Source organism: Oscillatoria nigro-viridis PCC 7112 (assembly GCF_000317475.1).
Classification (GTDB): Bacteria; Cyanobacteriota; Cyanobacteriia; order Cyanobacteriales; family Microcoleaceae; genus Microcoleus; species Microcoleus nigroviridis.
This window is the reverse complement of record NC_019729.1, coordinates 5,338,278-5,351,783: the sequence shown is the minus strand read 5'-3', so window position 1 is coordinate 5,351,783 and position 13,506 is coordinate 5,338,278. Positions and strand designations below refer to the sequence as shown.

Genomic DNA, 13,506 nt, shown 5'->3' with positions numbered 1-13,506 from the left:
TACCCTGTATCGACGAAACGTCTTAAAAATTCATGACTTTGAGTCTGGAGATAGCAATCTAAGTTTGAGACTGTTTCACTACGATCGCACTCAACAGATTAGTGCCGCCCACAAGCAACTTCTCAAGTTGTCAACAAGCGAGTCTTCGAGCTGGTTTCTGTTTAAGATAAATGCTCGGGACAATGTTTCGTGCAGAATTTTTCATGATGTTTTGGAGAAACTGATTGGCAGATTTGTGCCTCAGCTACTTACGATTTTTGTTCGCTAATTTTCTTAACTGCAGGAGTTACGCCCAGGAGACTAGAAACCCAATTTATGCCTAGATTTCTCGTCGCCCAACCAAAATTTACCATCTAAATTTCGTTTCCGATCGTAATTCCTCAACTAGAAAAACACCGAACGCAATCCACCAGTTATGGCAACTCTAACCAAGCAATAATGCTCGATTAGGTTTTAATTGCTGAGTTTGGGCGTGGGTCGTCCAAAACAAGCTTCAACAATAATTATTACACGTAAGTACATATTAACTCATTGATTACTACATCCGCAAATAGACCTAGATATAAGCACCAATACAAGCTATATCTTTTGATCTCGAACGTCAAGAGTTTTGGCTTGGTAGTACCGACAATCTTGACAGGGCCCAGAAGGATTGACAGCGCAGCGAATGTAATTAGAGCGGGCGTTATACTCGCAAGTGATATCGCCGATCGAATAACCGAGGCTTTGTATGTAAGTGCGATCGGCAGTTGGTAGTTGAGTTCGCATGGGTCTATTCGCTACCGCAAGTCTGGCCGCTGCAATTCTGTCGCGGGCTTGGCTCGATTGCCAGCGCATCACCCACAAAGACAGCAGCGACGGAGCTAAACCTATGAAAATAATCAGGAGAGCAGTTAGCACATTTTCAGAGCTTCTGTGGAGAATATGTTTTTTGATTTAGGCGATGGCAACAGAAAATCCTCCCCGAAAAGACGGTTTTAAATAAGAAAAGTTCCCGATCGAGTCTCAAACTAGCCCGCCCCTGTATTAACCGTTAGCTGACGTGTGATATCATCTCCGGTCGATTCCCTCCGCTTCGCTTCGCCCGAAATCAGGTAGGGGCTCCCCTCACCAACAATACCTGCCAACAATCAACAATCTCAAAAACCCGCCCTGCCGGGATATTATAGTCCATCGATCGGACTAGATATCAGGAGGGCGATCGCGCGCAGCGCCAGGGTTCAACAAAGCCACAAGCGCAGATATGATGCGATCTTATGTCAAGTCAATTACCAGCAATCAAATAGGTTTGTAGTGACGAATGCAAGTCCCGATCAAAAGCAGAGGACTTTGATTCATCACTACAAACGCGAGATCGGTTATTTTACAGGACTAGATATGAGAAACCGGGTCTAGTTCAAAAACAACCAAGTCAGAACATGGGGCAGCTATTGTTTGAGAAACCCGGTTGCTCTCAAAACCAAAACGGTTAAACCTTAGCAACATCCCCCGCTAAATCCATCAACGAACCCGCACCTTCCACCTTAGCAACATCTAACAAAGTCTTCAAAACCGAATCTGGATTCAAACTAATCGAATCAATTCCCAACTCAACTAAGAAACGAGCAAACTCAGGATAATCGCTGGGCGCTTGACCGCAAATCCCAATTTTGCGATCGTACTTCTTGGCGGCTTTAATGGCAATTGCTACCATTCGCTTGACAGCTTCATTCCGTTCGTCAAAAATGTGTGCGACTAAAGCAGAATCCCGGTCTAATCCTAATGTTAGCTGAGTTAAATCGTTAGAGCCGATCGAGAATCCGTCAAAAACTTGGGCGAATTCATCAGCAAATATGACATTGCTCGGCAATTCGCACATTACATACACTTGCAAGCCGTTCTCGCCCTTAACTAAACCGTGTTTTGCCATCTCGGCCAACACTTTTCGCCCTTCATCCGGGGTGCGACAAAATGGAATCATCGGAATCACATTTGTCAAGCCCATTTCGTCGCGAACTCGCTTTAATGCTTTGCATTCCAAAGCGTAAGCTTCGCGGTAATTTGGGTCGTAATAGCGAGAGGCTCCGCGCCACCCGATCATCGGGTTTTCTTCCTTGGGTTCAAACTGCCGCCCTCCCAAAAGATTAGCATATTCGTTGCTCTTGAAATCGCTCATCCGCACGATAACTGGATTTGGATAAAATGCGGCGGCAATTGTGGCAATTCCGTGGGCTAGTTTGTCGGTGAAGAAATCTGGTTTGTGTTGGTAAAGTGCTGTCAGGTTTGCAATTTCTTCTTTGACTGATTCATCTACCAATTCGTCAAAGTGAATCAGTGCCAGCGGGTGTGCTTTAATGTGATTGGCAATGATGAATTCCAACCGCGCTAAGCCTACGCCGTCGCAAGGAATTGCTGATAAACCAAAGGCTTCTTCTGGGTTCCCGACATTCATTAAAATTTGAGTGCGGGTGCGGGGCAAATTCTCGATCGCAGTTTCTTGAATTTCAAAAGGCAGCAAACCGGCATAAACTTTGCCTTCGTCTCCTTCGGAACAAGAAACAGTGATTTCTTGCCCGTTTTTTAAGATTTGGGTGGCATCGCCGGTGCCGACAATGGCGGGAATTCCCATTTCTCTGGCGATGATGGCGGCGTGACAAGTGCGGCCGCCGGAATTGGTGACGATCGCACTTGCTTTTTTCATAATTGGTTCCCAATCCGGGTCTGTTTTGTTGGTAACTAAAACTTCTCCTGATTGAAATTCAGCGATTCTGTGAACATCTAAAATTACGCGGGCTTTGCCTTGTCCGATTGATTCGCCAACGGCGCGTCCTTTTGCTAAAACTGCACCGCTACCTTGCAATTTGTAGTTTCGCAAAACTTTAGCAGACTTTTGAGATTGTACTGTTTCGGGTCGCGCTTGGACAATAAACAATTCGCCCGTATTGCCGTCTTTTGCCCACTCAATGTCCATCGGGGTATAAGTCCCGCGCACTTTAGAGTAGTGTTCTTCGATGACTGCGGCCCATTTTGCTAGTTGCAGAATTTCATCATCTTGGATGGCAAATTTATTTTTTTCGGCGGCGATGACGGAGACGTTTTTGGTGTATTTAGAACCGCCGATATCGTACACCATTTTGAGGGTTTTGCTGCCGAGCCGTTTCTCTAAAATTGGGCGAAAACCTTGTTTTAATGTTGGTTTAAAGACGAAGTATTCGTCGGGGTTGATGGTTCCTTGGACGATGTTTTCGCCTAATCCGTAGGCGGCGGTGACTAACACGGCGTTTTTGAATCCGGTTTCGGTGTCGATGCTGAACATGACGCCGGAGGATGCTAAGTCCGATCGCACCATTTTTTGGACGCCGACTGATAGGGCGACTTCAAAGTGGTCGAAACCCCGCTGTTGGCGGTAGGAAATCGCGCGATCGGTGAATATGGAAGCAAAGCATTTGTGACAGCATTCGAGGACGCCAGCGCAAGCTTGGACGTTGAGGTAGGTTTCTTGCTGTCCCGCGAAACTGGCGTCGGGTAAGTCTTCGGCGGTGGCGGAGGAACGCACTGCTACGTCTGTACTGTCGCCGTAGCGATCGCACAATTTTTCGTAAGCATTCGCGATCGCCGCTTGGAGTTCTCGCGGAAATGGTGTGTCGAGAATCAGTGCCCGCGCTTGCTTGCCTTTTTGTCGCAGGTTCTGCAGATCTTCTACGTCTAAATCGGCAAAAATTTCGCGCAATTTAGCTTCTAAACCCGCTGACTGGATGAAGTAGCGGTAAGCGTGTGCTGTAGTTGCAAATCCGTTGGGAACTCTGACTCCTTGCGCGCTTAACTGTTGAATCATTTCGCCCAAAGAAGCATTTTTACCGCCTACTAATGCGATGTCGTCGAGGCCGACTTCATCAAACAACAATACTAAGGCTTTTTCTTTGGGAATCGAACCGGATTTTTGTTCAATTGCTAAATTGTCGAGCATTGCTTTTTTCCTCTCCACTTCAGCTCATTTCGGTCAAATGACAGTCAACAAAAGACAGTTTATTGGGAATTTTAATTTGGTTACAAAAATTCTCAAATTTTTTCCTAGGCTGTATCAACCGAGTTTTCGATTGCCTCTATTTCAAGATTATCACTTTTTGGCTAAATAGCAAGGCCTGTACAGATATTTGATTTGATTGCAAAAAGTAAAGAAATTGCAGCAATGAGTTTATGTAAGGTATTATCAAAGAAGTGGTAAAAATATGAAGAGCGAAGATAGTTCCCACCGCTTGTTTTGCGTGGAGCGCTCATTGGTGCGGGGAGATCGCTCGGATTGTGTTGGTAGCCGAATCCAAGGGCAACAAAGGGTGGGGTTCGATCGCGCGATCGGCTGAACCCGCCTCAAAACCGATACTTACTTTCCGACAGGAGTCGTGAGTCGCCCAAAATTTGAGATTCTAGTTCAACCTGCCCGATTCATCTGTGGACTAAATCTAAAATCTCAAATCGGGTCACAGGGGCGATCGCCCAAAAAAACACCCAGCAGCTTAGTTTCCCCCTGAAACCGATCTTCTAAAAACCTTAAAAATTTTCCCTCTGATTGCGTTAGCCTATTTAGAGCAAAAACAGAGTGGGAGCATCTCAATGAAAGCAGCCCAGCTAGAAATTGGAGTTGGGAACCCCTCTTGCTGCAAGCCTGGAGGAAAGAGTCAGAATGAAGAAGGAAGCAGCCAGAAGAAGTGTTTTTACAAAGATGAGATGCTCCCAACACCGTCACATAGATATTAGATATTGCACCATTTTCAATAAGCCTTTGACGGGCGGGTTAAAAGAGCCCATCCCAAGCAAGTTAACTCTTTGTGAAACGGGCCGGAAAGCCCATTCTTGAGAATAGTCCAACCTATGGTATAGAGTGCATTGTAATTGTTGAACCAAAGAGTTTTTAACTGGGAACGGCGGGATTTGTGGCTATACAATTCTTTATATGCTATAATAGTCCGCTAGACTGCCTTCTGACAAAAAACAAGGTATATGATATCAGTTTTGAGTCCACCCGCAAAGCGAAATGGCTTTAAAGTTCTTCTGGTAGAAGACAATCAAGCAGAAGCCGAGCTGATCGAAGAATTATTATTAGAAACAAATGTCAGTAGAGCCGAACCCCAAAGGCTATCAGTAAGTTGTACAGACCGTCTCAGCAAAGCGCAGCAACTTTTGGTCTGCGAACATTTTGATGTGATTTTATTAGATCTTTCGCTGCCCGACAGCCAAGACTTAAATACAATTGTCAAAATACAAGAATATAGCCTAAATACTCCGATTGTCGTACTGACTGCCCGCAACGATGAAGAGCTTGCCGTCCAGTCAATCCAAGCCGGAGCTCAAGATTATCTAGTCAAGCGAAAAATTGACAGCGAAGTGTTAATTAGATCGCTTCGCTACGCAGTCGAGCGACAGCACAACCAAGAAGCTTTGCGAAAAAGCGAAGAAAAATATCGCTCGGTAGTCGAGAATTCTCTAGTCGGAATTGCCATTCTTGCTCCTCCTATTTCCCCCTCAGCACCAGAAAAATACGAGTGGTTGGAAGTCAACGATGCTTTGTGTGATTTGCTGGGATACGATCGCCAAGATTTTTTGCATGAGAATTGGGAGAGGTGGAGTTTTCCTGAAGACTTGCAGGCGAGTTTAGAGCAGTTAAATAAAATTTTAGCAGGGGAGAGTGAAGGCTATGTTTTAGACCAAAGGTGGCGCAGAAAAGACGGAAATATAGTTTATACTAGAGTTTATCTGCGTTGTATGCGCGCCCGAGACGGAGCGATCGACCACTTGATTAAAGTAGTATTGGATGTGAGCGATAGCTACCGTTACGAAGCTCAATTAAAAGCATCAGAAGAGTTTTTAAATCACACGATTAATTCTATTCCCGACCCAATTTTTGTCAAAGATGAGCAGCACAGATGGATCGTATTAAACGATGCTTTTTGCAATTTGATAGGAAAAAGGCGATCGGAACTGATTGGCAAGTCAGGATACGATTTTTTACCCCCAGCACAAGCGGCTTTTTTTTGGGAACAAGACGAGCAAGTATTGCAAAGAAGTCTTTCTCAGGAAACAGAAGAAATTTTTACCGATGGCGGAAAAGAACGCATTATATCTACCAAAAAAACAGTATTTAACAATGCAGATAGTCGTAAAATGTTGGTGGGAACAATGCGAGATGTGAGCGAATACAAACACCAGCAAATTGCGTTGCAGGAAAGCGAAGCTCGCTTTCAAGTAATGACAGACAACGTGCCGGGAATGATTTATCAATATCGGCTTTATGTAGATGGTAAAACATCTTTTACTTACGTTTCTTCCGGCAGTTGGCAGATCTACAATTTAAAGCCAGAAGAAATAGAAGAAAATGCCACTTTGGCTTTTGCAACAGTTCACCCAGATGACATCTCAGACTTGCAGCGATCGATCGCAACTTCAGCGGCGACTCAGCAAGCTTGGCAACACCAGTGGCGGCAAGTTATGGGAGATCGAGTGAAATGGTTGCAAGGCGCGTCGAAGCCAGAAATGCAAGCCAACGGCGATATAGTTTGGGACGGTTTGGTGATGGATGTTACGGAATTGAAACAAACCCAGCAAGACCGCGATCGATTTTTTAATCTCTCGCTGGATTTACTGTGCATTGCAGGTTTTGATGGCTATTTCAAACGCTTAAACCCCGCTTGGTCAAATGTATTAGGTTATAGCAGTGATGAAATCTTAGCCAAACCTTTGATAGAATTAGTCCATCCAGAAGACCTAGAAATTACTGTAGCGGAATTAGAAAAACTAAAAAAAAGCTACCCGGTTATTAGCTTAGAAAACCGCTATCTTTGCCAAGATGGTACTTATAAATGGCTGTCATGGACAGCATCGCCGTTTGCAGAAGAAGGTTTGATTTATGCAGTGGCTCGCGACGTTACATTTAGCAAGCAAGCTGAAGCTGAATTGCGTAAGAGCGAAGCCACCAACCGCGCTCTTTTAAATGCGATACCAGACATGATATTTCGCTGTCGGGCAGACGGCACTTTTGTAGACTTCAAGCCGGCCAAAAATTTCGAGAATATCCTACCACAAAAAGCACTAATCGGCAAAAAAGCACAAGACATATTACCGGCTGCTTTTGCTGAAAAAATCTTGTCGGGCCATCAACAAGCGATCGCCACCGGCGAGATTCAAGTTGTAGAATATCAAATGCCAGTTAATGATGAACTGTACGATTTTGAAGCGAGAATTGTTTTCTGCACGGATGACGAAATTATCGCGATCGTCCGCGACATCACCAATCGCAAACGTTTTGAGTCAAAACTCCACAGGCAAGCAGCGGCAATGGCTGCTGCTTCGGAAGGTATAGCCATCATCGATACCGACGGACTGTTGATTTATTGCAACGCAGCCCGACTAAAAATCTACGGTTACGACTCTCTCGAAGAAGTGTTAGGCAAAAGTTGGAAAGTATTCTACGAAGGTGCAGAACTGCAAAGGTTTGAGCAAGAATTTGTGCCTGTTTTAGTGCAGGAAGGTTCGTACATGACCGAAGCAGTAGGATGCCGCCGCGACGGCTCGAAAGTTCCTCTAGATGTATCGCTGACAATGCTAGCCGACGGAGAAATTATTTGCGTTGTTCGCGATATTTCCCAAAGAAAACAAGCCGAAGCAGCACTGCGAGAGAGCCAGCGATTCATTCAACAAATTGCTGGGGCAAGTCCTAATATTTTGTATGTTTGTGACTTAATTGAAAAAAAAAATATCTATGGGAACGCTTCTATATACCACATTCTGGGCTATACAGTAGAAGAGATTCAGGCAATGGAGCCGTGGATGATGTCAACTTTAATCCACCCCGAAGATTCAATCAAAATGCCTGATTATTTACAGCAAGTCGAAACAGGCAGCGAAGGGGATATCTTTGAAATTGAATACCGAATTAGGCACAAGGATGGTTCTTGGCGCTGGATGGTCAGCCGAGATACTGTATTTGCGAAAACAGCAGACGGTAAGTTAAAACAAATTCTCGGCACGGCAACTGATATTACAGAAAGCAAGCAAGCCGAAGATGAAATAAAGCTATTGCTGGCAGCAACTCAAGCCATTAGTCAGTCGGCAGATTTTTACAGCGCCCTCCCAGATATCCTGCGGTTGCTGTGCAATGCGATCGGCTGGAATTTTGCGGAAGCTTGGATACCGACTGCTAACGGTACTTTTTTGGAACACAGCGAAACTTGGTACGCTAGCGATCGCGATTTGGATAGGTTCGGCCGCGAAAGTAAAAAAATTAGATTCGCCGCCGGTGTGGCAGTACCTGGACGGATTTGGTCAACCAGAAATGTAGAATGGATTGAAGATATTTCTCTAGCCAAAAATCATCTTTTTGCCCGAGCGCAAATGGCAGCATCAGTCGGATTGAAAGGTTGTTTCGGAGTGCCAATTCACGCTAATTCAGAGGTGCTGGCAGTTTTAGTATTCTGCAAGCGCGAGCGATCGACTATGGAACCGCGTATTGTAGAGTTGGTCAAGGCTGTAGCGACTCAGTTGGGCGATCATATTCAGCGCAAACAAGCCGAAGAAGAATTGCGTAAAAGTGAAGAACGCTGGCAGTTAGTTCTCAAAGGCAATCAAGACGGAATTTGGGATCTGAATCTTCAAACAAATGAAGCTTTTCGATCGGCCCGCTGGCAAGAAATTATCGGTTACACAGACGGCGAAATCGACAGCACCAACAGCGCATGGATCGATCGCATTCATCCAGACGATCGCTCGCGAGTCCAAGCAGCGATCCAAGGTTATCTCGATCGCCAAACTCCCAATTACGCCGCCGAATACCGCTTGCAGTGCAAAGACGGTAGCTATAAGTGGGTGCTCGCCCGCGCTCAAGCAGTGTGGGACGAAGCCGGAAACCCTCTGCGGATGGTGGGTTCGATGACGGACATCAGCGATCGCAAAGCAGCAGAATTAGCTTTACAGCAGGTCACTCAAGCCGTCGAAAGTACCAGCGATGCGATCGCGATCGCCGACTTGAAAGGGCGGTCTATTTACCACAATCAAGCCTTCATTCAGCGCTACGGCTATACGGTGGAAGAACTCAACGATCTGGGCGATATGGCCGCGCTTTATGTCCGGCATAAAAATTACAAACAAATCTATAAAAGCCTTCGCCAAGGTCGCTCTTGGTGTGGCGAAGTTTCACTGCAAACTAAGAGCGGCGAAGCAGTAACTGCTCTGGTGCGAGCCGACAGTATTCAAGATATTAATGGGAATTATATCGGCTTAATTGCAGTAATTACCGACATCACAAAACGCAAAGAATCAGAACTGATTTTGCGCCAAAAATTAAAACGCGAACAGTTGGCAGTAGCCATGCTGGAACGCATTAGATCTTCTCTAAATCTCGAAGAAATTCTTACCAAAAGTGTCGAAGAAGTACGGCATTTTTTGCAAGTAGACCGCACTGTTATTTACCAATTCAATCCGGATTGGAGCGGCTTTATCGCGGTCGAGTCGGTTGCCGAAAATTGCCGACCAATTGTAGGAATGGAAATTTATGACCCCTGTTTTGGGGCAGCCTACGTTTCTCTTTACCAAGACGGCAGAATTAGAGCAATAGAAGATGTTTACAATGCCGGCCTCGCCGACTGCCACTTGGCTTTGTTGACTCGGCTCGATGTGATAGCGAATATAGTAGTGCCGATTTTGCAAGGCGAAAACTTGTGGGGGCTGTTAATTGCCCACCACTGCACGGGCCCGCGTCCCTGGCAGCAATTGGAGGGAGAGTGCCTAAAACAATTGGGGGTGCAGTTGGCGATCGCCATTCAGCAATCGATGCTATTTGAACAAGCACAAACCGAAATTGCCGATCGCAAACTTGCAGAAGCCGCCCTGCAATTAGCTAAAGAAGCCGCCGAATCCGCCAACCGCGCTAAAAGCGACTTTCTCGCCAACATGAGCCACGAATTGCGGACGCCTTTGAACGGGATTTTGGGATACATTCAACTGCTCAAAGCCGATAAAAACTTTACCGCCGATCAGCAGGAAAGTCTTAACAACATTAACCAGTGCGGCAACCACCTGCTGATGCTGATTAATGATGTTTTAGACCTCTCAAAAATCGAAGCTAGTAAAATGGATCTGTCGCTGACAAACGTGAATTTTTCCAGTTTTGTTAAAAGTATTATTGATTTGTTCCAGATGCGTTCTGCTCAAAAAGGAATTGCCTTTAATTACGAGCAGGTATCAGCACTGCCAGACGGCATTTTGGCAGACGAAAAAAGGTTGCGTCAAGTTTTGATTAATTTGCTCAGCAATGCCGTTAAGTTTACGAACAGCGGCAGCGTTACATTCAAAGTCGGTTATGCAGAAAATTTCGCCGACAATTCTCCTCAAACCAACTGCGAAAATTCTAGTTTGACAGCGGAAATTGCCACTCAAACGCTCAATTTGACCGCGAATTTAGACGCGCCGCTTCTGTCGCTACCGCCGCTGGGAACAACAGAAGCGCGCGAGGTGATAACAGCAGCAAATACGTGCGATCGTCCCCCTACCCCTAAAATTCGCTTTCAAATCGAAGATACCGGCATTGGCATCGGGCAGAATAAATTAGAAGAAATATTTTTGCCTTTTCATCAAGTGGGCGATCATAACAATTTCGTCGAAGGTACCGGACTGGGACTTTCCATCAGCCAAAAATTAGTCAAAATGATGGGCAGCCAAATTCGCGTCCAAAGTACCTCCGGCAAAGGCAGCATATTTTGGGTGGATCTAGACTTGCCCGCAGTCGCCCACTGTTCGGAACTCCCCTCCCGGCCAGAAAAAAGGCGGCTTGTAGGTTTTACCGGCCCCCAGCGGAAAGTGCTAATCGTGGACGATCACGAAGTAAATCGCGCCATGTTGCACAGGCTGCTTTTTCATTTAGGCTTTGAAATTGCAGAAGCTACAGACGGCGAAGACTGCTTGCACAAAGCGCAGGAATTTCTACCGGATATAATTTTAATGGATTTGCTGATGCCCGTAATGAACGGTTGGGAAGCTACCAGGCGACTGCGACAGTTGCCGGAATTAAAAGATACGGTGATCCTTGCTTTGTCCGCTAACGTTTACGAGACTACCAAGCAAGAGAGCATACTTGCAGGTTGCGATAATTTTCTCACCAAGCCGATTCAAACTAACGAGCTTTTAGAATTATTGCGCCTGCATTTGAGACTAGAATGGGTTTACGAAGAAAGATCGCAAACCAAAAAGCGGAGAGAGCCAACTGCAAAAGCATCTTCTGAGATTGCTGCTGCTGACTCAAGGATGGTGTCTCCTGCCTCAGAGTCTGTCTTGGCGTTGTTAAGATTGGCTGCGATGGGGGATATTGAAGCTATTCTGGAAGAAACTGCTAAACTCGAACATTCTGACCCGACATTAGTGCCTTTCGTTCATCACCTGCGCCAACTTGCTAAAGGATTTCAGCTCAAGCAAATTCGAGATTTTTTGAAGCAACATTTGTCCTAAAATTGACGGTAGCTAACAGACAACTCAAAATCAGTTAAATCTCGCGCCCTGAGTACCATTCTCAATCAGGGGTTCTAGGCTCCCGCGAAGCGACAACTTAATTTGCTTGGGCGGCCCGGACTCGCAGCCGGCTTCTCAAAGGGTTATTGCAAATAGAAGCATCTACGAAGCAACCGGGTTTCTAGTAGATCCGCAGAAAATTCATTGAATCCGATTTAACGTCACAACCCACAACTCAAAAATCAAAAATTTGAATGTTTCCCTTGAATATGAACGATAAGAATTCCGAAAGAAGCATCATACTAATTGTCGATGACAACCAAACAAATCTTGACGTACTTTTCGAGTTGTTAAGGAATTACGGGTTTAAAGTATTAGTGGCTCTAGACGGCGAAAGTGCGATCGAGCAAATTGACTACATCCATCCAGACTTGATTCTGTTGGATATCATGATGCCAGGAATTGACGGTTTTGAAACTTGCCGACGTTTGAAAGCAGACCCGTCAACGCAAGATATTCCCATCATCTTCATGAGCGCCCTTTCCGATACGCCTGATAAAGTAAAAGGCTTTCAGACAGGAGCCGTTGACTACATCACTAAGCCTTTCCAGCACGAAGAAGTTTTGAGCCGGATTCAAACCCACTTGACAATCCGCAGCTTGCAAAAAAAACTCGAAGAAAAAAACCTCGAACTTGCCCACCTCAACCAAAACCTGGAAAGACTTGTTGAACAAAAAACCAAGCAATTAATAAACCAGGAAAAAACAGCCATCATCGGACGTTTGACCCAAGGAATGGTTCACAACCTCAAAAGTCCGCTGCAAGTGATCCAGACTAGCGTCGATTTGATTGAAACAAAAGCCACACAAATTCAAGAAGACTCTCTGTTTAATTATACTAAGTATATTTTTCAAGCTGTCACAAAAATCAATCAGATCATGGATACTCTGATGATGAAAAGCCGAAACGAGCAACAGCAAGATTTGCACCCGGTGAATATCAACGATTTAGTGCAGAGAGAAATTCAGCTATTGGAAGGCAACCTGTATTTTAAAAATAAAATTAGAAAAAAATACTTTTATGACGAAGAAATTACCAGCATTCCATTAATTTATTCCTATCTTTCTCAAGTATTTTATAATTTAATCAATAATGCAATGGATGCTATGTGGGAAAAGAAAAGCAGAGAAATAACTATCGTGACTCGGCAAGACGACTCGAACATATACATGGATATTGCCGATACGGGATGCGGCATATCATCTGAAGATTTATCAAAAATTTTTGACCCTTTTTACACATCAAAGCCACCTAAAGGCGAGGAAAAAACCGAAGGCGAACCGACAGGAACTGGTCTAGGACTTTATACTTGTATTGAACTTTTAAAACCTTTTAACGGTGAGATTGCTATTAGCAGCAATGTCGGTCAAGGCAGCGTGTTTACAGTTGTGCTGCCCAAACCGCAGAATAATTGAGCGAGTCAACCCAGTTAAATTGTGTCCGGTTAGACAACCGTAATTAAGTTGGTAATTAGGTTTGTAGCAAGGAATGCAAGTCTTGGTTTCTCAATCAAGAGAGGACTTGCATTGCTCAATACAAACAGGCGCTAATTGCGGGCAATTAACCGGACACAACCTAGCGAGCGTATCTTGTAAATCACCGGTAATTATCGTAGCTTAGTAGTAATACCATTTTGCAAAAATAATGGAACTTTAGGCAAGGTTTAAACGGCAATTTAAAATCTAAAATTTCAAATGCTATCAGCAATTCTAATCCTGATTACTCCAGGCTCTTTTGACTTGCCTCTTGCTATTCCCCTGCCAAAGGTTGTAAATTAAAATAGAGTTGAGTTGCAATATTGGTAAGAGTATGATAGTTTTGGGCCACTAGGTTTGGGGCGAGGCGGAAAACTTGCACCGAACAACTCAATTCTACAAATAAATCTGCGGGGTCTGCAAGCACACAGCGCACTCTAAAGGCTGCGGTGCAAGTTCGCCAATCATCAGCTAGGTAGCTGCATCCACTGCTGAGATTTTA

At 44.8% G+C, this 13,506-nt stretch carries 5 protein-coding genes; 3 read left to right on the top strand and 2 right to left on the bottom strand.

What is annotated here, in order from left to right; genetic code table 11:
* Positions 1-579: 579 nt before the first annotated feature.
* Both OSC7112_RS22240 and ppsA read right to left on the bottom strand, forming a co-directional pair.
* The gene (locus OSC7112_RS22240; protein ID WP_015178012.1) at positions 580-900 is read right to left on the bottom strand and encodes a DUF6464 family protein; all 321 of its coding nucleotides are present in this window, start codon (positions 898-900) and stop codon (positions 580-582) included.
* Between the two features lie 568 nt (positions 901-1,468).
* A complete protein-coding gene (gene ppsA / locus OSC7112_RS22235; protein ID WP_015178011.1) occupies positions 1,469-3,946 on the bottom strand; it encodes a phosphoenolpyruvate synthase in 2,478 nt (825 codons plus the stop codon).
* A gap of 262 nt (positions 3,947-4,208) precedes the next feature.
* On the opposite strand from ppsA, the gene OSC7112_RS41890 reads away from it, so the two are divergent.
* From OSC7112_RS41890 to OSC7112_RS22220, 3 genes are all read left to right on the top strand, one after another.
* The gene (locus tag OSC7112_RS41890) at positions 4,209-4,340 is read left to right on the top strand and encodes a hypothetical protein (RefSeq protein WP_263053542.1); all 132 of its coding nucleotides are present in this window, start codon (positions 4,209-4,211) and stop codon (positions 4,338-4,340) included.
* Positions 4,341-4,977: 637 nt separating this feature from the next.
* A complete protein-coding gene (locus OSC7112_RS22225; RefSeq protein WP_015178010.1) occupies positions 4,978-11,469 on the top strand; it encodes a PAS domain S-box protein in 6,492 nt (2,163 codons plus the stop codon).
* A 254-nt stretch (positions 11,470-11,723) separates the two neighbouring features.
* Positions 11,724-12,944, top strand: a complete 1,221-nt coding sequence (locus OSC7112_RS22220) for a hybrid sensor histidine kinase/response regulator (protein WP_223300670.1) — start codon at positions 11,724-11,726, stop codon at positions 12,942-12,944.
* Positions 12,945-13,506: the final 562 nt, after the last annotated feature.

Coding starts and splice junctions, on each gene's coding strand:
- ppsA (WP_015178011.1), bottom strand. CDS start 3,946: ATGCTCGACAATTTAGCAATTGAACAAAAATCCGGTTCGATTCCCAAA.
- OSC7112_RS41890 (WP_263053542.1), top strand. CDS start 4,209: ATGAAGAGCGAAGATAGTTCCCACCGCTTGTTTTGCGTGGAGCGCTCA.
- OSC7112_RS22225 (WP_015178010.1), top strand. CDS start 4,978: ATGATATCAGTTTTGAGTCCACCCGCAAAGCGAAATGGCTTTAAAGTT.
- OSC7112_RS22220 (WP_223300670.1), top strand. CDS start 11,724: ATGTTTCCCTTGAATATGAACGATAAGAATTCCGAAAGAAGCATCATA.